The sequence below is a fragment of the Flavobacterium sp. genome (assembly GCF_039930565.1).
GTDB lineage: Bacteria > Bacteroidota > Bacteroidia > Flavobacteriales > Flavobacteriaceae > Flavobacterium.
Genome location: NZ_JBDTTP010000027.1, coordinates 1 through 21,253 on the forward strand (window position 1 = coordinate 1; position 21,253 = coordinate 21,253).

The following is a 21,253-nucleotide window of genomic DNA, read 5'->3' on the forward strand; positions in this document are numbered from 1 at the left end:
ATTTGCAGCAATAATGGAAGGATGGCAATTATTCTTAGATGTGTCCACACGGTAGCCCGCTAGCGCTATCGTCCCGCTCGTGAACCCAGAATTATTGCATTAAGATAAAGTTTTAAGTACACAAGCGAGATACTCGCGCCAGCATACGATTGACTGCATTTTTTTTTTTTTAAAATAATGTTTCTTTGTGCGGATATATCTGTTATTAGATAAAAATTAAATTTATGACCGAGAAATTTACACTTACAGGCGGAGCAAGAATTGGAATGGCAAATGCCAGTTATCCTTTTGCTGATTTATATGTTGATAAAGAAGTTTTAAAAATCAATGCTTCTATTGTGGGTAATTTGGTTTTTCAGCCAAAAGATATAATTTCGATAGAAGCATACAATTCAATTCCGATAATTGGAAACGGAATTAAAATAAATCACAGAATAGAAAAATACAATTCAAAAGTTATTTTTTGGACACTTAAAAATCCAAATAGGGTTTTAAGCGAGATAAAGAAAACGGGATTTTTAGAAAATTTAAATTCTGAAATAAGCGCTCAGAATTTAGAGATTATAGAAACACAAAATCAGGGTGGATTTCCGATAAAGAAGCCTGTAGTTATATTTTATGTTTTGGCTTGGAACTTTCTTTTTTTATATAATATTATTCCTTTTTTCCTGAAAGGCAAACAAGAAGGTTTTCCATTTGGAATTGGAATGAAATCAGCTCTGGGTTTGGTTTTTATAAGTTGTATTTTAACCTTGGTTTCAGTAAAATTTAAAAAAATAATATTGAAAGAAGGTAGAGAATTTAGGGATATTAAGAAATTTATATATTTACTAATTGCTATAAGTGGGATGATGTTCTTGCAGTTTACAATTATGAATTCTACATTAGGAAATTGATTTTAATGATATTCATATGACTTTACAAGCTTTGTATGCTATTTACGACAACTGTAATTCATTGCATACAATGCCTACAATGAAGCGATTACAACTCCAACAGACGCTTTTATTAAATTTACTTAATCTAATATTTTAAACATGAATGAATATCCAATTGAAATAGAACAATTTCATCAAACACTTACTAGTTTGAAAGGAATAGAAAATGTTTCCAGCGGAATTGATAGTTTAGAAGAAGTAAAAGAGGAAATTTTATCAGGAGTGGAATTTTCACATCTTCCAATAGCTGCACTTTTAAGAACAAATGGAGGTTTTGAAAATGAGATGTTACTCCAGTTCGAATTCAATATCGATAAAACTCAGGAAAGTTTGATTTCACTAGAATTTCTTTCCTGGTTTATAAGAGATCAGTCAAGAGGAGGAATCAAATTACAATTACGGCCTTTTGCTTTACCTCCACAAGTAGGCGAGAACAAACAGTTAGGACAAACTTTAAAATTTCAAATTGATTATTTTATTGCTGATGCACCAGAAACACTTGAGCCTATTTTGGATTTAATTTCAAAACTAAATAAGTCTCTTTCCTTATTTATTAAACTTTACGGTATTCCTTTAAAGTAAAATACAGTACTATAGTATTTAATCGTTAAAATCATAAAAGACTTAAATCATTATAACAATATTTATAATAAAAAAAGCAGCTCCTAAAGAAGCTGCTTTATATTTTTGGGAGCAAAAAAGGCTAAAAATTGACGACGAAATGTAGGATTTTCGTTTATGGAATCATTAATTTTTAACCGCTTTTACTTTTTTGTTTGAAACGCTAATTTCATGTTTTATAACTTTGTTGTTTTCTAGTACTTCTAAATAATAAGTTCCGGATAAATATCCTTCTAAACTTAAAGTTTTTGAAATTTCTAATTCATTTACAGCAGATTCTCCTGTGTACAATAAATTATGGTTTTCATCATAAATTGAAAAATTTGATTTTGTAACAGTGTCTAAGGTAAAGCTAACCGTTTTTCCGTTACCGGTTTTTATATACAAGATATAATCACCTTTTCCATCAATTGCATAAGTACTAAGTGTTGATAAAAATACAGCTACAACGAAGCTGAGTCTAAAAATTTGTTTCATCTTTGTTTTGGATTTTAATTAATTTTAATTTTCTTTTTTCATTCGTGGTAATGACAAAACTACAAATACTTCTCTTATATCAAAATTTTTCTGATAGTAATTATTAACAGTAACTTGTTGAATTAAAGGCTTTTCTGTGTTTTTGTTACTGTAGTTACGGATTTATTGGCCATTTGGTTTTGTTTTTTTTAAAAATATTTAAAATTTTAACAATCAGACCATTTATTCTTTATAAGTATTTTCTGTTAAAATGTATTTTGTACACTTATTTTTTATTCAAAATTAAAATCTATAGAACAAAAAAAACAGCTCAAGAACCACCAAGAGCTGTTTCAAACAATTAAGTTTTAAACTTTACTAACTATCTAACCTCATTTTTATACTGTATGCGAGTATAAACTTTTTTAGCGTACTGCTACGCTGCTATCTTTTGCAGAAAATCCTGCTTTATATACTGATGACATTACTTTTGTTGATAATGTTGAAGTGTTATCAATTATTATAATTTCGTGTTTTATTGTTTTTACATTATCTTCTATTTCTAAAATATAACTGCCTTCTGGAAATTCTTCAAAATTGAAAGTTCTTAAAATTCCATCTTTTCCTGTAGCATATTCAGAATAAATCAAAACGCCTTGTTTGTCGTATATAGATAAAGTTGCTTTTTTTACATTATTTAAAGCAAAAGTTACCGATCTTCCATTTCCTTTAATTACATGAAGAGCAAAATCTCCATTCCCGTCGATTGCATAAGTACTCATTCCTGTGAAAAGCACTGCACATACTAAACTTAATTTTAACATCTTTTTCATAACTATAGTTTTTAAATTAATTTCTCTAATTCTATAGTGCTAAATTACACTGATCATGCCTTAAAATGCACAACCCTGTTTTCTAATATATGTGCTATATTCTCATTTACGAAACCGTTATATGTTAAAATTTGAATTATATTTAGTGATTTATAAAATTTGATTAAAAATCTGCAACTAAATTAAAAATTCACATAACAATAAATTGATGTTTAGTTAATCTAATTTTCTCGAATTTCTAATTTTATGAGGTTATTAAAAACAAAAAAAACAGCTCAAGAACCACCAAGAGCTGTTTTCAAAACAATTAAGTTTTAAACTTTACTAACTATCTAACCTCATTTTTATACTGTATGCGAGTATAAACTTTTTTAGCGTACTGCTACGCTGCTTTCTTTTGCAGAAAATCCTGCTTTATATACAGATGACATTGCTTTTGTTGATAATGTTGAAGTGTTATCAATTATTACAATTTCATGTTTTATTGTTTTTACGTTATCTTCTATTTCTAAAATATAAGTACCTTCTGGAAATTCTTCAAAATTGAATGTTCTTAAAATTCCATCTTTTCCTGTAGCATATTCAGAATAAATCAATACACCTTGTTTGTCATATATAGATAGGTTTGCTTTTTTTACATTATTTAATGCAAAACTCACAGTTCTTCCATTTCCTTTAATTACATGAAGTGCAAAATCTCCATTTCCGTCAATTGCATAAGTACTCATTCCTGTGAAAAGCACCGCACATACCAAACTTAATTTTAACATCTTTTTCATGACTATATTTTTTTAATTAATTTCTCTAAGTTCTATACTGCTAAATTACACTGATCATGCCTTAAAATACACAACTCTGTTTTCTAATATATGTGGTATATTCTCATTTACGAAACCGTTATAGGTTAAAATTTGAATTATATTAGGTGATTTAGTTAATTTGATTATTATTTTTTAATAAAATGATGATAATTACGAATGTGATAATTGAAATGGAAAATTTATTAATTTGTTATAATTATATGTTTTAAAAAAAATGTATATAACAAAATATTAGAAATTGAACATAAAAAAACAGCTCAATAACCACAATGAGCTGTTTTGAAAACTTCTAAAAAGTTTATATTGTAATGCTATTTTAACCTCATTTTTTATACTTTATAATTAAAGTATATTTTTTAGCGTACCGCTACATTTGAATTATCAGAAAGATTTGTTTTGTAAACTGATGAAATTGCTTTTCGAGATAACATACTTTCGCTATCAGTAATTATAATTTCATGTCTTACTTTTTTCAAGTTATCTTCAGCTTCTAAAAAGTAAGTTCCTGCTGGAAATTCTTTTAGATTAAAAGTTCTCAAAATTCCATCTTTACCTGAAGCTTTTTCAGAATAAATTAGATTACCTTCTTCGTCATAAATGGATAAGCTGGCTTTAGTTACTTTGTTTAATGCAAAAGTAATTACTCTTCCTTTTCCTTTTAATACATGAAGATTAAAGTCTTCATTACCATCAATTGCATATGTACTCATTCCGGAAAAAAGTACTGCACATACTAAGCTTAATCTTAAAGTCTTTTTCATGTCTTTAGTTTTTAAATTAATAGTTCTAATTCTCTGATGCTAAATTACTTCGGTTATAGACAATTTTACGCAACTGCATTGGCTGATATGTATGCTGTATTCTCATTTACGAAAGCGTTGTAGGTTAAAATTTGAATTATTTTAGGCATTTTTGTTAAATTTGCTATTATATTTTAAACTTTTGAAATGAAAACAATTGCCCCAGCTCTTGAAGTAGTATCAAACTCTTATGGAAGTTCCTTTACCTACACTAAACATGCTCAAAAAACAAACAGTAAATCACATTTATTACATTATCATCCTGAGATTGAAATTGTATTTGTAAATGGCGGTGCAGGAAAAAGACAGATAGGAAGCCACATCTCTTATTATACAAATGGTTCTTTGGTTTTGATTGGTTCCAACCTTCCACATTGTGGATTTACAAACGAAAAAACAGGTAATAAAGATGAGATTGTAATTCATTTCAAACCTGAATTTTTAGGCTCTGATTTTTTTAATGCTCCCGAAATGAAAAAAATCCAAAAACTCCTTAATCAGGCGAAAGCAGGAATAGCATTTGGAGGAGCAACAAAAAAGCGCATTGGAACAAAAATGGATTTGATGGAAAATAAATCTCCGCTGGAACGTTTAGTAACACTTTTAAGCATTTTGGATGAACTGGAATCTACAGAAGAATATACAGTTTTAAATGCTGACGGATTCTCTCTTGAAATGCAGGTACAGGATAACGATCGAATCAATGTAGTGTTTAACTATGTAAAAGATCATTTTCAGGAACCTATTTCTATTGATGAAATTTCCAGTCTTGTTAGTATGACAACCCCTTCTTTTTGTCGTTACTTTAAAAAAATATCCAATAAAACCTTTACTGAATTTGTAAACGAATATCGTTTGGTGCATGCTTCTAAACTTTTAGCTGAAAAACCAATAAGCATTAATGATGTTTGTTACGAAAGTGGGTTTAATAATTTTAGTCATTTCAGTAAATCTTTTAAACAATATACCGGCAAAAGTGCTTCAGAATACAGACAGGAACATAGGTCTGTCATTATGTAGTTAATTTTTATATGCCCATTTTTATAACCCGACAGATTTTTTAAATCTCGTCGGGTTTATTATTTATTTTGAAAAAAGTATATTTACATTCCTAATCGAATAAAAATCAATCATGAAAAGTTTTAAAATTTTAGCATTCCTGTCTGTTTTATGTTTTTCATCTATTTCGTATGCCGCCAAAGTTGATTCATTAGAAGTGGCCAGCACAGCAATGAACAAAACATATAAGGCAGCAGTTGTATTGCCTAATTCGTATACAAAGAGCAAAAATACATTTCCGGTCCTTTATTTATTACATGGTGCTTATGGACATTTTGGAGATTGGTTAAAAAACACTCCAAATAAAGAATTGGTTAAAAATTTAGCCGATCAATACAATATAATAATAGTAATGCCCGAAGGAGAAACGTTTAGTTTTTATCTGGACAGCCCTGTAAACAAGGGAAGTCAGTTTGAGACTTACATAACTCAGGAAGTGATTCAGAAAATAGATAAAACATACAGAACCATTGCCACTAAAAATGGCCGGGTTATTACAGGACTTTCCATGGGAGGTCATGGCGCTTTATATTTGTCGGCCAAACATCCTGAATTATTTTGCGCTGCCGGGAGTATGAGCGGAGCTGTTGATATGGGCACTATGCTAAATCGGGATTCATCTGGTCAGGTTATAAAGCTTATTGAGCCTGTTTTTGGCGATAAAAGCAATGACATAAAAATGTATGAGCAGCATGCCGTTTTAAATATGGCAGATAAAATAAAAGATAATAAACTTCCGCTCATTATTGACTGCGGTGTTGATGATTTTTTAATAGAAGCCAATAGAGAATTACACAGAAGGCTGGTATATAATAAGGTAGAACATGATTATACAGAAAGACCTGGTGCCCATACATGGGAATATTGGGAAAACTCATTGCCTTATCATGTATTATTTTTCAGCAAAATTTTGAATAAAAATAAAGACGTCGACAAAAAATAATTTACTGGATTATTTTGGAATTTTATTCAGTTTCAAATAACCATTATGAAATTCATCCTGTTTCACAAAAATTTCATTATAAGCAGTTATTTTTATGGAATACATATCCTGATCAGCAGGAGATAGAATGTCTGAAACATTATGGAGGTCATCCACATCGATTCCGTATTTTTCATCTATATGTGAAACGGCTCCTTTAAAACCAAAGTGTTTATAGAATGCTGATTTTTTAGATTTTTTAATTGCATCTGCAATCGTGTCTGCAACGGTTAGCATTTTATAATGATATTCTTCGAATTCATTTTGCTTATAACCGCCAAGATTAAGGAAAAACAATTTTGGTGAATTTACATCTGGTTCTAAAACATCATTTTTTGGGACAACAGATATTAAAAAATTATCTACGGCTGTGACTTCCCGCCATACATCAATATGAATATCGGTATTGGCATCTGGCCAGAATTCTTTTATTTTCGGCACTAGTTGCGATAAAGAATTCCCGATTCCGAAAAAAATATCATGCTGTTCAATAAGTCTTCCTTTTACAGTACAGCCAAGCATTACAAGGTAAAGTTTTATTTGTTCTTCCATACTTTGTAAAGATAATTTAAAAAATATACATGAAATTCTGCTGAAAAACTTTTTTTGGTTTAATTTTTGAAATACCTTTATGTATAAACCTTAAATAAATAAAAAAGATGAAAAAGATATTGACCCTTTTCGCAGTTGTTGGATTATTTGCATTCTCTGGTTGTTCAGATGATGATAATCAAGATTTTGATACAATCTCTCATGTTTTCGAGATCAATAAAGCTAATTTTAGTTCTACCGCTAATTCTGAATTATATGTAGATTTTGATACCAGAATATATACAGGAGATGTTATTTTAGTTTATCGATATGACGGAGCTGATCCCGATACAGGACGAGATATATGGACACCACTACCAGAATCTCATTATTACAGCAATGGTTCTCTACATTTTGCCCTCAAATATGATTTTACCCAAGATAATGTTAGAATCTTTACTGAAGGATTTCAATTAAATGTTAATCCTATTCCATCAGATTTTGTAGTTGATCAAATATTTCGAATTGTAATTGTTCCTGGAGATGATGGAGTAAATACAAATAAATCCGTTAATAAACCTAGCTATTCTGATTATTACGAAGTAATAAAAAAATATAGTATTGATGATAGTAATGTGAAAAGACTAAACTAAATTCTTTAAAAAAAAAGGAAATCGTAAGATTTCCTTTTTTTTTAAAGAATTTATTGTTTTATAAATGTTGTTTGATAAGAGTAACCTCTAGTTGCCCTTTCTGCCTTTATTATTATATTAAGAAAATAAATTCCTAATGGTAAATTTGAAACATCTAATTGGGTTAAGTTTGAATTTATAATTGAATAACTATTTGGTATAAACGTATTACCTGTTTGATCTATAATAGTTATATTTGATATTGTTACAGTTGTTCTAGTATCTTCAATATTTAAAATTGATGTTGTTGGATTAGGATATATTTTTATAGATTTATTTGTGGTGTTTAATCGCGATTCAAAAATAATTTTAATAATATTACTTGAACAATATTTTTTTTGAACATTATAATCATAATAAAGCCTTCTATAAAACTGAGACTTATCTTGATCTTGAGTAGAAGTATCTCTCCTTCCAGTTGAAAGATTTTGTGTAGGTAAATAATCTTTTGAATTTGCTCCAAATATATCCTCCCAATTTATACCATCATTTGAGATTTGCCATTGAACCATATCTTGATAATCTCCAATAATTGGACTTGCTAATTTATCACTAGCTACAGTTTGATCACAACAAATGATGTTTTTTGTACTGTTACTACCAAGAGGTATTATATTGACAACATTGCTTGCTGCTGACTTTCTATATTTTGTTTGTGGAGCAGATTTTTCTTCAAGAACTAATCTTCTATACTCCATTGCTTGGATAGTTTTAGGGGGAGTGTAATTCGCTTCTGTAGAGCCAATTATATCTGTCCAGCCATATTGAGCAAAATAATAAGAATTGAACCAAGACCATTTAAGAGGGAATTTAATTCTAGATTGCCATTGATAATTGGTTAAATCAGTGGTCACACTTTGGTTTCTTCTTCCTCCTGTTCCTGGTATAACAACGGTTTTAGTTGCTTGATTACCAATTATAGTTTTAGGAGTTTCATCATTTGTTAGGGATTGATTACTTTCAATTGTATTGTTGACTATAGCTGAAGTTCCGTAAAAATTTGTAGGGAAAGCTTTTATCTCACTACTATATACAGGGCTGCTTCCGTTATTAAAAGTTGTTTTTTGTCTTAGTGTAGTATATTTATATATTTGGTAATTTCCTTGGCTTCCATATTGAATGTCATTTTCATCTACCCATACTTGTGACTCGATATTTTCAGCATTAATAGAATTAGTATGAAATTCAGGTAATAATGGGATGCCACCATATGGTATATGTTGAAGAAAACCGTCGGAAGGATCCGGGGTTGTTGGAGTTGTAGGAGTAGTTGTATTGTTTTTTATAACACTTATATTGCTACTCTTATATATTAATCCAGTAAAAGTTTTATATTCGGCATAAATATATCCTCCAGTACTATTAAACTGTGCTGAATCTAAAGAAATGACAAACCCTCTTGATCCAACTTTTCCTCCTCCAAAAAATAAACTTCCTCCATTACCACCTGTGGGTATTATAGCATTTGACCCGGTGGTTTTAACATAATATAAATTTATTGTTCCATTATCACCGGCATTAGCTAATAATTCTACCATCACTGATAATGAAATACTAGAAGTAGTTACGTCTCCTAAATTGATAGAGCCAGAACTATAACCTACTCCATTTACAAGTGTTGGAGTAAGTGTAACTTTTTGCCCAAACATAGAGATGTTTAATAGGAGCAAGAAAACCAAATAAACGTAATTTTTTCTCATGATAAAATTTAATGATTTATAATGAGGCAAAAATAATATAAATAAAGTATTATCTTATATTTATAAAATAAATTACGGCTTTTTTTTACAAATTATTCTTCATCAGTATCAGTAAGCTGTTTCTCATCACCAAATTTTAATGAAACCAAAATTCCAACTAAAAGGGAAAGGGCAATGAAACCTAAAGAAGCCCATTCCGGAAGATGAATATAATCGTGCAAAAGCATTTTTAAACCAACAAAGGCTAAAATAGCAACTAAACTATATTCTAAATAACTGAATTTCGCCAGCATATTCGCAAGGAAAAAATACATAGAACGTAATCCCAGAATAGCAAAAATATTAGAACTGAAAACTAAAAACGGATCTGATGTAATAGCTAAAATGGCCGGGACGCTATCTACGGCAAACAAAACGTCCATAACTTCAATTACAATTAAGGCAACAAATAAAGGTGTTGCCGCTTTTTTTCCTTTTTCAGTTAAAATGAAAAATTTCTCATGATCCATTTCTGAAGTTATGGGTATAATTTTTCCTAATGTTTTATAAACGAAAGAATCCTTTGGTTGAAAATCTTCATCTTCTCCGCTAAACAACATTTTTATCGCTGTAAAAAGAAGGAAAGCACCAAACAAATAAGTTGTCCAGGTAAATTTGTTAATTAACATTACTCCAAAGAAAATCATTAATCCACGGAAAATTACTGCTCCCAAGATTCCCCAAAATAAAACGCGGTGCTGATATTTTTGAGGTATTTTAAAAGAAGCAAAAATAATTGCAATTACAAAAATATTATCAACACTTAAAGAAAGTTCTATCAAATAACCAGTAATAAACTTCATTGAAGCTACAGCAGGTTTGAGATTATCCGGGTTTGCAATATAATCTGTTGTGTAAAGCCAGTAAATAACTCCCGAAAAAAGGAATGATAAAGTTACCCAAATCAGTGTCCATTTACTTGCTTCTTTGGTGCTGATAATATGTGGGTTTTTGTTAAACACACCCAAATCCAAGGCAAGTATAAAAACTACGGCTAATAAAAACAAAATCCAGACTATCATGGTATATATTTTTTTAATGATTTACAAAGATAGGTTTTGAAGTCAGACTTTAAAATTAAATATTGAAAAGTTACCTTCAAATTTAGAAGTTTTTTGAATTTAATTAAGGAGAAATTAAGTAATGCTTTCTTGTCTTAAAATTGATAACAAAAAAAAGTGCCATCGATTACGATGGCACTTGTATATATTTAAACTAATGAATTATAAAGCTGATTTTACAGTTGTGATAATTCTAGCAGCAATTTTGTATGGATCACCATTTGATGCTGGTCTTCTGTCTTCCAACCAACCTTTCCATCCTTTTTGAACAGTGATTAATGGGATTCTGATTGAAGCACCTCTATCTGAAATTCCATAAGAGAAATCGTGGATAGATGCAGTTTCATGTTTACCAGTTAAGCGTAAGTCGTTGTAAGCACCGTAAACTGCAATGTGTTCTGCAACAACAGGACGGAAAGCCTCACAAATTCTTTCGTAAGTAGCCTGGTCTCCACATGTTCTTAGAACATTATTAGAGAAGTTAGCGTGCATACCAGAACCATTCCAGTCAGTATCTCCAAGTGGTTTTGGGTGGTACTCTATATAGTAACCATATTTTTCAGTCAAACGATCTAATAAATATCTTGCGATCCAGATTTCGTCACCAGCTTTTTTAGCGCCTTTAGCAAATAATTGGAATTCCCATTGTCCGCAAGCAACCTCTTGGTTGATACCTTCAAAGTTAAGTCCGGCAGCGATACATAAATCAGCATGTTCTTCTACTAATTTTCTTCCGTGAGTGTTTTTTCCACCAACAGAACAGTAGTACATACCTTGTGGAGCAGGATATCCTCCAACAGGGAAACCTAATGGCAATAAAGTTTTAGTATCCATGATGAAATATTCTTGTTCGAAACCAAACCAAAAATCATCATTATCATCATCAATTGTAGCTCTACCGTTAGAAGGGTGTGGTGTTCCGTCAGCATACATAACCTCTGCCATTACAAGGTATCCATTGATACGGGTTGGATCAGGGTAAATTGCTACAGGAACCAGAAGACAGTCTGAAGATCCTCCTTCGGCTTGTTTAGTTGACGAACCATCAAATGACCAGTTATCAAGTTCTGCTATCGTTCCTTTGAAATTCTCGTGCTCTTCAACTTTAGTTTTACTTCTAAGATTTTGAGTTGGTTCATATCCATCTAACCAAATGTACTCTAACTTAATTTTAGCCATAATAATATAAATTAATTTTTTTGTTTTTTTCGTTGGGTCAAATATAGATTTATTTTTTAAGTCGTAAAAATTAGGGGGGCATTTTGTTTATGGAACGTTTATTTTTTACAGAAGCGCAATTTTGACAGGGGTATATTTGTAAAAAGGCAATTTTTAACACGTTTAAAAAATAAATTCGTAATTATTTTATATGTTTTATTATTTTAGTTGTTATCTAATTATTAAGAATTGTTTATTTCTTGGATAATACTGTAGGAATTTGTTATATTTCTTTTAAAGTAATCCATTATTCTTTGAAATATGTCTGATATGTTGAAAAATTATTGTTCTAATATTATAATTAAGATGCTTTAAACAACTTTTATTATTGTTTATATTTGTTTCCAGCAAAATTGAAAATAAGTATAATTATAAAAAATACAGACATGTCAACATTACGTTTTCAGGCTTTGAAAGAAGCTTCAGCAAGAAAGCCAATACACTTTGAAGAAATAGATAGAAAATCAACCATTTTTGGTGCCAATGTGTTTAATGAAAAAGCAATGAAGCAATTTCTGACGTCAGATGCTTTAAAAGGAGTGAGGGATGCTATTCAACACGGAACCAAAATAGACCGAAAACTAGCCGATTATATAGCAATGGGAATGAAAGAGTGGGCTTTAGCAAAAGGAGTTACACATTATACCCACTGGTTTCAGCCTCTTACCGGAACAACTGCAGAAAAACATGATGCCTTTTTTGATATATCTTATGATGGGAGTGATCCGGTTGAAAAATTTGGAGGTGCACAGTTGGTGCAGCAGGAACCTGATGCTTCAAGTTTCCCAAATGGGGGCATCCGAAATACTTTCGAAGCCAGAGGATATACGGCTTGGGATCCAACTTCGCCAGCTTTTATTTATGGAACGACGTTATGTATACCAACTGTATTTATTGCTTACACAGGTGAAGCTTTAGATAATAAAATTCCGTTATTAAGAGCGCTTTCTGCTATGGATGAAGCGGCGACCGAGGTTTGTAGATATTTTGATAAAAACGTCAAAAAAGTAACTGCCACTTTAGGCTGGGAACAGGAATATTTTTTAATAGATAAAGCGTTGGCCAATTCACGTCCTGATTTGATGATGACCGGGAGAACATTATTAGGACATACATCTGCTAAAGGACAACAGCTTGATGATCATTATTTTGGATCGATACCTACGCGTGCTTTAACTTATATGAGAGATTTAGAACAGGAATGTATGTTATTGGGAATTCCGGTTAAAACGCGGCACAACGAGGTAGCACCCAACCAGTTTGAGCTGGCTCCAATTTTTGAAGAAACCAATCTTGCTGTTGATCACAATTCTTTATTGATGGATGTAATGCAAAAAGTTGCGGAGCGTCATGATTTTAAAGTTTTATTTCATGAAAAACCTTTTAAAGGAGTAAATGGTTCAGGAAAACATAACAACTGGTCATTGGCTACTGATACGGGCGTAAATTTATTGAGTCCAAGTAAAACGCCAATGAGCAATTTACAGTTTTTAACGTTCTTTATCAACACCATTAAAGCGGTTAATGATTACGAAACTTTATTAAGAGCTTCTATCGCAACTGCCAGTAATGATCACAGGTTAGGTGCTAATGAAGCGCCACCGGCTATTATCTCGGTTTTTATTGGAGAACAGTTAACAAAAGTTTTATCGGAACTGGAAAGTGTAACTACCGGAAAATTATCTCCTGAAGAAAAAACAGATTTGAAACTGAATGTAGTAGGTAAAATTCCGGATGTGCTTTTGGATAATACGGATAGAAACAGAACATCTCCCTTTGCTTTTACAGGAAATAAATTTGAATTCAGGGCTGTTGGTTCAAGTGCCAACTGTTCGAATGCTATGACTACATTAAATACGATTGTAGCAAAACAATTAAAGGATTTTAAAATTGAGGTTGATTCCTTAATCGAATCGAAAGACATGAAAAAAGATGATGCCATTTTTAATGTTTTAAGAGAATATATCAAACAATCAAAAAAAATACTTTTTGAAGGAGACGGATACAGTGAAGCTTGGGAAAAAGAAGCCACTAAAAGAGGATTAAGTAATTTTAAAACTACTCCTGAGGCCATAAAGGCAAAAGTTTCTAAACAGGCATTGGACTTATTTAGCGAAATGGGAATTTTGAACCATATTGAAGCCGAAGCACGATATGAAATTGAATTGGAAGAATACACAAAAAAAATCCAAATTGAAGGAAGGGTTTTGGGTGATATTGCCAGAAATCATGTTATTCCAACTGCTATTCGCTATCAAAATACTTTAATTGAAAATGTAAAAGGTTTAAAAGAAATTTTCGGAAAAGAATTTGAAACGATTGCAAAAGAGCAAATTGTGCTAATCAAGGAGATTTCATCTCATATTGAAGGGATTAATTCTAAGGTTTTAGCCATGACTAATGAAAGAAAATCGGCTAATCAATTAACGGATGCCCAAAAAATGGCCGAAACATATTGCAATAAAGTTATACCTTATTTTGAAAACATACGCAATCATTGCGATAAACTTGAATTATTGGTTGATGATGAAACCTGGACTTTAACGAAATACAGGGAGTTATTGCTAACTAAATAATTTTATCAAAACATACTATTTAAAAAGATGGAACTTATATGGTTCCATCTTTTTTGTTTTATAAAATCATTATTTATGATGATTTCGTTGGTTTAGTAAAAATTAAATTTGTGTACTAATTTTTATTTAATGAAAAATATTTTATTCGTTTCGTTTTTTTTGTTTTGGTTTTTCAAATTACGTTCAAAATACCCCTAAAGTAAATTCTAAAAATGAAGAAAATAAAAATGATTTAAAAAAAATTTGATTACACAAGATGATTCTTTTTTTAATCAAACATTAATTTCTTCCAGACCCAATAAAAGATCCTTATATATTAAGGAAAGCTTGCCAAATGTAGAAGATCAGGAAATTGATAATAGATTTAGAAGCATTATTGTTGAATTTGAAGATGCAAAAAGCGGACTGTTCTGTTTGAGGTCAAAATCAGTTAATCACTAAATATCAATTCACTTATAATGATATTTCCAAAAAATAAAACCTGAAAAAGGGTTTATATCTTACTTTTTATTCAATAATAACAGAATTTTAGTAGCTAAGAATTCTACTCTGGAAACTAACAAGGCATTATATAATGAAGCTTACGGACATAATGCCAATCTAATTTCCAAAGTTTTTTTAATGATTAATAATCAGTCTACACCTTATTTTTCAAATGAAGGGAAAAATGATTATTCACTGATTTTAGAATTAGATAAACAGATTGACACCCATGCAATTCTTTACCTGAACGAAAAAGGAAATCCTGTCCAAGGATTTTTAATAGAGCAGCAACAATCTGATAAATACAAATATATACAATACGAAGATTCTAAAATAGTTTTTCTAATAGAAAGATTAACTTTTGAAGATATGAAGAAATTAATTTTATAGGCTCAAAAGCAATAATTATGAATCAAAACTAAATGACATAAATTTATCAAGAGACAAAACCGATTTTCCAAAACAGCCAAATTCTGAAATTACAATTACAGAAAATGTAGATCATTATCGGATAACCAATAGTGGTGAAATTTCATTTAGTAAGTTTTTTATAAATAAAAAGACAGGCTTTAACTCTGGTTTGCTGGAAGGTACATATTCAGTGCCACAGGTTAAGCCTGTTCCGGAATCTACTTATGATCAGGAAGAAAAAAGTAAAACTTCTTGATGGAGATTATCTTTCAAAAAAAAGCAAAAAAAGAAATTATTGAGATGGCTGTTCCTTTATTAAACAAAAAACAGCCTTTATTAATATTAAACTTCGGTAATTACGAAATTACAGTTTTAAGCGACAGCAAAATATATTGGTTGAATTTAAAAGAACGTTTAGCAATTGTATTTATGTAAAATATATTAACAAATTAGTTAAATAATTATCAAGACCAAAAATGAATAATTAATCCCTTTTTCATCTTAAAATTATACTACTTTATGTTTAAATTGTATAATAACGAAAACAAAATTTATGTTAATTTTGTCATATTAAAAACCAAACCTTAATAAAATTAAAATAAAAAAAATGAAAAAATATTTATTTATAACAACTATACTTCTCTTAGCTTATTCCTGTGCAACCAATCCTATAACAGGAAAAAAAGATCTTAATTTTGTTTCTAATAGCGAATTATTTCCATCATCTTTTCAACAGTATGATACCTTTTTAAAAGAAAACAAGGTAATTACAGGTACATCTGATGCAAAAAAAGTAGAAAATGTTGGAATGAGAATTAAAGCTGCTGCTGAGAAATATTTAACCTATTTAGGACAATCCCAGTATCTTAAAGATTACCGTTGGGAATATAAATTGGTAGATAATAAAGAAGTAAATGCATGGTGTTTGCCAGGAGGTAAAATAGTTGTTTATTCAGGAATTTTACCTATTACCCAAAATGATGCCGGCTTAGCGACAGTTATGGGGCACGAAGTTTCACATGCATTAGCTAATCATGGTGCGCAAAGAATGAGTGCAGCCCAATTGCAGCAATTAGGCGCCGTTGGTGTAGCGGTTGCTACAGGAAGCCAAAGTGCTGAAAATCAACAAATGTGGCAACAATATTATGGATTAGGTTCCGAAGTAGGAGTAATGCTGCCTTTTAGCAGAAGTAATGAAAGTGAAGCTGATAAAATTGGGTTGACTCTTATGGCAATTGCAGGATATAATCCTGATGATTCAATCGCATTTTGGACGAGAATGTCAGCTAAATCAGGAGGATCCGGAACACCGGAATTTTTAAGTACGCATCCCTCTGATGCTACAAGAATTAATAACTTGAAATCATTGATTCCAGAAGCAAAAGCTACTGCAGCTAAAGTGGGAATTATTTATAAATAATAAAAAAAAATTATAAAATAAGTTTAAAAGAAGGTTGTAATTAATCTACTTTTAAACTTATTTTATTATATAAAGTTACAGTTTCCATTGCTTCTTTAACATCATGAACCCTAAGTATCTTTGCACCTTTAGTTAAAGCAATAGTGTTAAGAACTGTTGTTCCGTTTAGAGCTTCCTGAGCTGTACCATTTAATGTTTTGTAAATCATAGATTTTCTTGAAAAACCAGCTAAAACCGGTAATTCTAACAAATTAAAAAGTTCCATTTTTTGCAAAATTTCATAATTCTGATTGGTTGTTTTAGCAAATCCAAACCCTGGATCTACAATTAAATCATTGATTCCAAAATTTTTCGCTTTTTTTGCTTTTTCAGAAAAATAGAAAAGCATTTCTTTTACGATGTCATCATATTGAGTTAAACCCTGCATTGTTTTAGGATTTCCACGCATATGCATCATGATGTAAGGCACATTATAGTGTGCAATAACATCAAACATTTTATCATCTAATCCCCCGGCAGAGATATCATTTATAATGGCTGCACCATTTTCAATACTTGTTTTTGCGACTTCAGCCCTAAAAGTATCAATTGATAATAACGTATCCGGAAAATTGTTCAAAATCAATTGAATTACGGGAACAATACGTTCAATTTCTTCTTTTTCCGAAACAAATTCAGCACTTGGTTTACTTGAATAAGCACCAATGTCTATAAATGTTGCACCATCATTAAGCATCTTAGTAACCTGAGAAATGATTTCATCTTGATTTTTATATTTTCCGCCATCAAAAAATGAATTGGGAGTAATATTTAAAATTCCCATAACTTTAGGAATAGACAAATCAATAAGTTGGCCTTTGCAGTTAATCAGCATAGTTTCAGGTTATTTTAGTTTCAAGTTTCAGGTTGTTAAACATTTTCATACAGATTTTAATCTGAAACAGAGAAAACTTGAAACATGAAACAAAACTTTTAAAAATTTTATCCTTATTTTTGAATAAATTTTAGCAAATATACAGCAATAAATGAAGAATACTTCCCTTGAATATGATAATGTAATTACAATTTGCCGCAGTTTATTTATCAATAAAATGAAAGATTATGGCAGTGCCTGGCGAATTTTGAGACTGCCTTCATTAACAGATCAGATATTTATAAAAGCACAAAGAATCAGAAGTTTACAGGAAAATGAAATCCGTAAAGTTGATGAAGATGAAAAAGGAGAATTCATTGCCATTGTCAATTATTCTATTATGGCTTTGATTCAACTTGAATTAGGTGTTGTCGATCAGCCTGATCTGGATGCAAAGAAAGCAACAGAATTGTATGATGCCAAGATTAAATTGACAAAAGAGTTAATGGAAGCCAAAAATCATGATTATGGAGAAGCATGGCGAGACATGCGTGTTAGCTCATTAACTGATTTAATTCTGCAAAAGTTACTTCGTGTAAAACAAATTGAAGACAATAAAGGCAAAACCCTGGTTTCAGAAGGCATAGATGCTAATTATCAGGATATGATTAATTATGCAGTTTTTGCCTTGATTTTAAATCCGCTTGTTCAAAAAAAATAGTTTCACATTAATAAATTCCCAATTTAAAAATGAAAAATATCATTACTCAATTCTCTAGATTATTTGTCGGCGTATTATTTATTATATCCGGATTGATAAAACTAAATGATCCTGTTGGTTTCTCTTATAAATTAACCGAATATTTTAGCGAACCTGTTTTCAATGTACCATTTTTAGAGCCTTTGGCTTTAGGTTTGGCAATCTTTTTAGTGGTTTTGGAAGTTGTTTTAGGTGTCATGTTATTAGTGGGTTATAGAGTAAAAATGACAATCTGGGCATTATTGCTGTTAATTATATTTTTCACTTTCCTTACTTTTTATTCTGCTTATTTTGATGTGGTAAAAGATTGTGGTTGTTTTGGAGATGCTTTACACCTAACGCCTTGGCAATCATTTACAAAAGATGTAGTTTTACTATTCTTTATCCTTATTTTATTTTTTAATCTAAAGTTAATAAAACCATTATTTTCTACCTCAAAAACTAATGTTGCAGTTTATTTGAGTGTAATTTTATGTGCATTTATGGCATTTTGGGTTTTAAATCATAATCCAATAAAAGACTTTCGACCATATAAGGTTGGAACGAACATTGAAAAAGGAATGGAAATTCCGGAAGGCGCTCCAAAATCGGTAGTAGAGATGATTTTTATATATAAGGTAAATGGCATTGAAAAGGAATTTACCGAAAAAGATTTAATGAATATTCCGGAGGGGGCCATATTTGTTGATCGAAAAGATAAGGTAATAAGTGAAGGTTATGTTCCTCCAATTCATGATTTTTCAATGACAAAAGATGATTCCGATTATAAAGAAGAATTATTGAAAGAACCAAAATTATTAATTTTTGTTACTTACGATTTAAAATTGTCTAAAAAAGACGGTATGGAAAAACTGGAGAAATTAAATCAACAGGCCAAAACAAAAAATTATAAAGTTATAGGAATGACAGCTTCTGGAGCTGATGAGATAGCTAAAGCAAAGAAACAATATAACTTAAATTTCGACTTTTATTTTTGTGATGCTACAACTCTAAAAACGATTGAAAGAGCTAATCCGAGTATTGTTGTTTTACAAAAAGGAATTGTAATTCAAAAATTACATTACAATGATATTGAAGATATAAAATTATAGAATAGATAAGAGTTTTAATTGATACTACTCATTGACTAATTAATAGGATTTAATTAATTTTTTTGAATTTATAATTTTATCTTCGCAGCCACGTTTTATATGTAATAGCTTCAAATAAACATGTTAAAAAAACTTGTTTTTATTTTTTTGTTTTTTGTTTGTTCGGTTTCTTTCGGACAAATAGGAGGACGTTACACGTATCAATTTTTAAATCTTACAACTTCTCCACGGCAGGCAGCTTTAGGAGGAAAAGCAATTACCATTTATGACGAAGATGTAAATCAGGTAATGTTTAATCCTGCTACACTGAATCCAGACATGGATAATCACCTGGCCATGAATTATGGTAATTATTATGGAGAAGCCACTTACGGAACAGCATCATACGCTTATACTTACGACAGACATTTGCAAACTTTTTATGCCGGAATAAGTTATATTAATTATGGCACTTTTGAAGGTTATGATGAAAATGGGCAGGCAACATCTGATTTTAGTGGGAGCGAAGCTGCTCTTGCTTTTGGATATTCTTACAATATACCCAATACGGATATACACGTTGGAGCAAATGCCAAATTAATCACATCAGCTTTAGAAAATTACAACTCTTTTGGAGGAGCACTTGATTTAGGGTTTCTTTTTATTGATGAAAGAAACGATGTTAACTGGGCTCTTGTTATTAGAAATATAGGCACTCAATTTACTACTTATTCAGACACTAATGAGAAATTACCTCTTGAGATTATTGCAGGGGTTTCGCAGGAATTAGATCATGTACCCATTAGATGGCATCTTTCACTTGAAAATTTGCAACAATGGAATATTGCTTTTTCCAATACTTCAAGAGGTGGAACTAATATTTATGGCAGTGTAAACGAAGAAAAAGTTTCATTTGTCAACAATGCGTTGCGACATGTAATTTTTGGAGTTGAACTTTTTCCTGAAAAAGCGTTTAATATTAGGTTGGGATATAATTTTAGAAGGGCAGAAGAGTTAAGAATCGAGGAACAGCGCAATTTTTCAGGAATTTCATTAGGGATTGGATTAAAAATGAATCGTTTAAAATTTAATTATTCCTATTCAAGATATACTTTAGCAGGAAATACAAGTCTGTTTGGCCTTATTTTGAATCTACAATAATTATGCAATCATTTTTATAATTAAATTTAAAACTTAAATAAAATTCACTTGAAAAATATAACCATTGCAATTGACGGATTTTCATCAACGGGAAAAAGTACCCTGGCAAAACAATTGGCAAAAGAATTATCTTATGTATATGTTGATACGGGTGCCATGTACCGGGCTGTTTCATTATTTGCAATGCAGAATCAATATATTGGGCCTAATTTTTTTGATAAAAAAGCGTTGATCGATGCTTTGCCTAAAATTCAGTTAGAGTTTAAATTCAATAATAATTTAGGCTTTGCCGAAATGTATCTGAATGGAGAAAATGTTGAAAGAGAAATCAGAACAATAGAAGTATCCAATTTTGTTAGTAGAGTAGCCGAAGTTTCAGAAGTTCGTACGAAATTAGTGGAACAACAACAAGAAATGGGAACCAATAAAGCTATAGTAATGGATGGAAGGGATATTGGTACAGTCGTATTTCCTGCTGCCGAATTAAAAATATTCATGACTGCCAGTGCTGAAACCCGTGCTCAAAGACGTTTTGATGAATTGAAACAAAAAGGTGATAATGTATCCTATGAAGAGGTTTTAAAAAATGTTGTTGAAAGAGATTATATCGATACACACAGACAAGATTCTCCTTTAATAATAGCTGACGACGCCATAGAAATAGACAATTCTTATTTGAATAGGGAAGAACAATTTACAGCTGTTTTGGAATTGGTAAATGAAGTTGTTAAAACAGTATAATTTTTTGCAGATCTCATTTTTAATGGT

Annotated in this window: 22 protein-coding genes; 13 read left to right on the forward strand and 9 right to left on the reverse strand. The window is 30.6% G+C overall.

The annotated features are described in order from the left end of the window. Window positions 1-224: 224 nt before the first annotated feature. Together ABI657_RS08735 and ABI657_RS08740 are read left to right on the forward strand one after the other, a co-directional pair. The gene (locus ABI657_RS08735; RefSeq protein WP_348096868.1) at window positions 225-896 is read left to right on the forward strand and encodes a hypothetical protein; all 672 of its coding nucleotides are present in this window, start codon (window positions 225-227) and stop codon (window positions 894-896) included. Window positions 897-1,037: 141 nt separating this feature from the next. After that, window positions 1,038-1,520: a hypothetical protein gene (locus tag ABI657_RS08740; RefSeq protein WP_348096869.1), complete on the forward strand. Its 483-nt coding sequence runs from the start codon at window positions 1,038-1,040 to the stop codon at window positions 1,518-1,520. A gap of 165 nt (window positions 1,521-1,685) precedes the next feature. Here ABI657_RS08740 and ABI657_RS08745 read toward each other — a convergent pair whose 3' ends face one another. From ABI657_RS08745 to ABI657_RS08760, 4 genes are all read right to left on the reverse strand, one after another. Continuing rightward, on the reverse strand, window positions 1,686-2,036 hold the full coding sequence (locus ABI657_RS08745; protein ID WP_348096870.1) for a secretion protein: 351 nt from the start codon (window positions 2,034-2,036) through the stop codon (window positions 1,686-1,688). 404 nt (window positions 2,037-2,440) lie between these two features. Further along, window positions 2,441-2,848 (reverse strand): T9SS type A sorting domain-containing protein, encoded by a 408-nt coding sequence (locus tag ABI657_RS08750; protein WP_348096871.1) that lies wholly within the window; start codon window positions 2,846-2,848, stop codon window positions 2,441-2,443. A 371-nt stretch (window positions 2,849-3,219) separates the two neighbouring features. Continuing rightward, window positions 3,220-3,627 carry a T9SS type A sorting domain-containing protein gene (locus tag ABI657_RS08755; RefSeq protein ID WP_348096872.1) on the reverse strand — a complete coding sequence of 136 codons (408 nt, stop codon included), beginning with the start codon at window positions 3,625-3,627 and terminating at the stop codon, window positions 3,220-3,222. A gap of 398 nt (window positions 3,628-4,025) precedes the next feature. Then, window positions 4,026-4,430 carry a T9SS type A sorting domain-containing protein gene (locus ABI657_RS08760; RefSeq protein ID WP_348096873.1) on the reverse strand — a complete coding sequence of 135 codons (405 nt, stop codon included), beginning with the start codon at window positions 4,428-4,430 and terminating at the stop codon, window positions 4,026-4,028. 186 nt (window positions 4,431-4,616) lie between these two features. Between ABI657_RS08760 and ABI657_RS08765 the strand changes: the two genes are divergently transcribed. Further along, window positions 4,617-5,489 (forward strand): AraC family transcriptional regulator, encoded by an 873-nt coding sequence (locus ABI657_RS08765; RefSeq protein ID WP_348096874.1) that lies wholly within the window; start codon window positions 4,617-4,619, stop codon window positions 5,487-5,489. A gap of 112 nt (window positions 5,490-5,601) precedes the next feature. Continuing rightward, window positions 5,602-6,471, forward strand: a complete 870-nt coding sequence (locus ABI657_RS08770) for an alpha/beta hydrolase-fold protein (RefSeq protein WP_348096875.1) — start codon at window positions 5,602-5,604, stop codon at window positions 6,469-6,471. A 9-nt stretch (window positions 6,472-6,480) separates the two neighbouring features. On the opposite strand, the gene ABI657_RS08775 is transcribed toward ABI657_RS08770, so the two are convergent. Continuing rightward, window positions 6,481-7,062 carry a DUF1543 domain-containing protein gene (locus ABI657_RS08775; protein ID WP_348096876.1) on the reverse strand — a complete coding sequence of 194 codons (582 nt, stop codon included), beginning with the start codon at window positions 7,060-7,062 and terminating at the stop codon, window positions 6,481-6,483. A gap of 119 nt (window positions 7,063-7,181) precedes the next feature. On the opposite strand from ABI657_RS08775, the gene ABI657_RS08780 reads away from it, so the two are divergent. Then, window positions 7,182-7,694 carry a hypothetical protein gene (locus ABI657_RS08780; protein ID WP_348096877.1) on the forward strand — a complete coding sequence of 171 codons (513 nt, stop codon included), beginning with the start codon at window positions 7,182-7,184 and terminating at the stop codon, window positions 7,692-7,694. Window positions 7,695-7,744: 50 nt separating this feature from the next. Here the strand turns inward: ABI657_RS08780 and ABI657_RS08785 are convergent, their stop codons facing one another. From ABI657_RS08785 to ABI657_RS08795, 3 genes are all read right to left on the reverse strand, one after another. After that, window positions 7,745-9,433, reverse strand: a complete 1,689-nt coding sequence (locus ABI657_RS08785) for a T9SS type A sorting domain-containing protein (protein ID WP_348096878.1) — start codon at window positions 9,431-9,433, stop codon at window positions 7,745-7,747. Window positions 9,434-9,525: 92 nt separating this feature from the next. After that, entirely contained in the window at window positions 9,526-10,494 is a 969-nt protein-coding gene (locus ABI657_RS08790; protein ID WP_348096879.1) for a TerC family protein, read from the reverse strand. 201 nt (window positions 10,495-10,695) lie between these two features. Beyond that, window positions 10,696-11,712, reverse strand: coding sequence for a glutamine synthetase beta-grasp domain-containing protein (locus ABI657_RS08795; RefSeq protein ID WP_348096880.1), 1,017 nt, complete (start codon window positions 11,710-11,712; stop codon window positions 10,696-10,698). 425 nt (window positions 11,713-12,137) lie between these two features. On the opposite strand from ABI657_RS08795, the gene ABI657_RS08800 reads away from it, so the two are divergent. The 4 genes from ABI657_RS08800 (at window position 12,138) to ABI657_RS08815 (ending at window position 16,641) form a co-directional block, all read left to right on the forward strand. Further along, entirely contained in the window at window positions 12,138-14,327 is a 2,190-nt protein-coding gene (locus tag ABI657_RS08800) for a glutamine synthetase III (RefSeq protein WP_348096881.1), read from the forward strand. Between the two features lie 621 nt (window positions 14,328-14,948). Then, window positions 14,949-15,200, forward strand: a complete 252-nt coding sequence (locus tag ABI657_RS08805) for a hypothetical protein (protein WP_348096882.1) — start codon at window positions 14,949-14,951, stop codon at window positions 15,198-15,200. A 273-nt stretch (window positions 15,201-15,473) separates the two neighbouring features. Continuing rightward, a complete protein-coding gene (locus ABI657_RS08810) occupies window positions 15,474-15,656 on the forward strand; it encodes a hypothetical protein (protein WP_348096883.1) in 183 nt (60 codons plus the stop codon). Window positions 15,657-15,828: 172 nt separating this feature from the next. After that, window positions 15,829-16,641 carry a M48 family metallopeptidase gene (locus ABI657_RS08815; RefSeq protein ID WP_348096884.1) on the forward strand — a complete coding sequence of 271 codons (813 nt, stop codon included), beginning with the start codon at window positions 15,829-15,831 and terminating at the stop codon, window positions 16,639-16,641. Window positions 16,642-16,681: 40 nt separating this feature from the next. Here ABI657_RS08815 and folP read toward each other — a convergent pair whose 3' ends face one another. Continuing rightward, complete coding sequence (folP, locus tag ABI657_RS08820) at window positions 16,682-17,515, reverse strand: dihydropteroate synthase (RefSeq protein ID WP_348096885.1); 834 nt, start codon at window positions 17,513-17,515, stop codon at window positions 16,682-16,684. Between the two features lie 151 nt (window positions 17,516-17,666). Here folP and ABI657_RS08825 point away from each other — a divergent pair, with 151 nt between their 5' ends. From ABI657_RS08825 to cmk, 4 genes are all read left to right on the forward strand, one after another. Beyond that, window positions 17,667-18,215, forward strand: a complete 549-nt coding sequence (locus ABI657_RS08825; protein ID WP_348096886.1) for a DUF1599 domain-containing protein — start codon at window positions 17,667-17,669, stop codon at window positions 18,213-18,215. Window positions 18,216-18,244: 29 nt separating this feature from the next. Beyond that, complete coding sequence (locus tag ABI657_RS08830; protein WP_348096887.1) at window positions 18,245-19,345, forward strand: BT_3928 family protein; 1,101 nt, start codon at window positions 18,245-18,247, stop codon at window positions 19,343-19,345. 120 nt (window positions 19,346-19,465) lie between these two features. Next, complete coding sequence (gene porQ, locus ABI657_RS08835) at window positions 19,466-20,485, forward strand: type IX secretion system protein PorQ (protein ID WP_348096888.1); 1,020 nt, start codon at window positions 19,466-19,468, stop codon at window positions 20,483-20,485. Window positions 20,486-20,533: 48 nt separating this feature from the next. Beyond that, window positions 20,534-21,226, forward strand: coding sequence for a (d)CMP kinase (gene cmk / locus ABI657_RS08840; RefSeq protein WP_348096889.1), 693 nt, complete (start codon window positions 20,534-20,536; stop codon window positions 21,224-21,226). The last annotated feature ends 27 nt before the right edge of the window (window positions 21,227-21,253 follow it).

What these genes read in the sequence shown, in the direction of transcription:
- ABI657_RS08765 (WP_348096874.1), top strand. Translation starts at nt 4,617, where the DNA reads ATGAAAACAATTGCCCCAGCTCTTGAAGTAGTATCAAACTCTTATGGA.
- ABI657_RS08770 (WP_348096875.1), top strand. Translation starts at nt 5,602, where the DNA reads ATGAAAAGTTTTAAAATTTTAGCATTCCTGTCTGTTTTATGTTTTTCA.
- ABI657_RS08750 (WP_348096871.1), bottom strand. Translation starts at nt 2,848, where the DNA reads ATGAAAAAGATGTTAAAATTAAGTTTAGTATGTGCAGTGCTTTTCACA.
- ABI657_RS08790 (WP_348096879.1), bottom strand. Translation starts at nt 10,494, where the DNA reads ATGATAGTCTGGATTTTGTTTTTATTAGCCGTAGTTTTTATACTTGCC.
- ABI657_RS08740 (WP_348096869.1), top strand. Translation starts at nt 1,038, where the DNA reads ATGAATGAATATCCAATTGAAATAGAACAATTTCATCAAACACTTACT.
- ABI657_RS08735 (WP_348096868.1), top strand. Translation starts at nt 225, where the DNA reads ATGACCGAGAAATTTACACTTACAGGCGGAGCAAGAATTGGAATGGCA.
- ABI657_RS08805 (WP_348096882.1), top strand. Translation starts at nt 14,949, where the DNA reads ATGATTAATAATCAGTCTACACCTTATTTTTCAAATGAAGGGAAAAAT.
- ABI657_RS08795 (WP_348096880.1), bottom strand. Translation starts at nt 11,712, where the DNA reads ATGGCTAAAATTAAGTTAGAGTACATTTGGTTAGATGGATATGAACCA.
- ABI657_RS08825 (WP_348096886.1), top strand. Translation starts at nt 17,667, where the DNA reads ATGAAGAATACTTCCCTTGAATATGATAATGTAATTACAATTTGCCGC.
- ABI657_RS08785 (WP_348096878.1), bottom strand. Translation starts at nt 9,433, where the DNA reads ATGAGAAAAAATTACGTTTATTTGGTTTTCTTGCTCCTATTAAACATC.
- ABI657_RS08815 (WP_348096884.1), top strand. Translation starts at nt 15,829, where the DNA reads ATGAAAAAATATTTATTTATAACAACTATACTTCTCTTAGCTTATTCC.
- ABI657_RS08755 (WP_348096872.1), bottom strand. Translation starts at nt 3,627, where the DNA reads ATGAAAAAGATGTTAAAATTAAGTTTGGTATGTGCGGTGCTTTTCACA.
- ABI657_RS08760 (WP_348096873.1), bottom strand. Translation starts at nt 4,430, where the DNA reads ATGAAAAAGACTTTAAGATTAAGCTTAGTATGTGCAGTACTTTTTTCC.
- ABI657_RS08745 (WP_348096870.1), bottom strand. Translation starts at nt 2,036, where the DNA reads ATGAAACAAATTTTTAGACTCAGCTTCGTTGTAGCTGTATTTTTATCA.
- ABI657_RS08775 (WP_348096876.1), bottom strand. Translation starts at nt 7,062, where the DNA reads ATGGAAGAACAAATAAAACTTTACCTTGTAATGCTTGGCTGTACTGTA.
- porQ (WP_348096888.1), top strand. Translation starts at nt 19,466, where the DNA reads ATGTTAAAAAAACTTGTTTTTATTTTTTTGTTTTTTGTTTGTTCGGTT.
- folP (WP_348096885.1), bottom strand. Translation starts at nt 17,515, where the DNA reads ATGCTGATTAACTGCAAAGGCCAACTTATTGATTTGTCTATTCCTAAA.
- ABI657_RS08800 (WP_348096881.1), top strand. Translation starts at nt 12,138, where the DNA reads ATGTCAACATTACGTTTTCAGGCTTTGAAAGAAGCTTCAGCAAGAAAG.
- ABI657_RS08830 (WP_348096887.1), top strand. Translation starts at nt 18,245, where the DNA reads ATGAAAAATATCATTACTCAATTCTCTAGATTATTTGTCGGCGTATTA.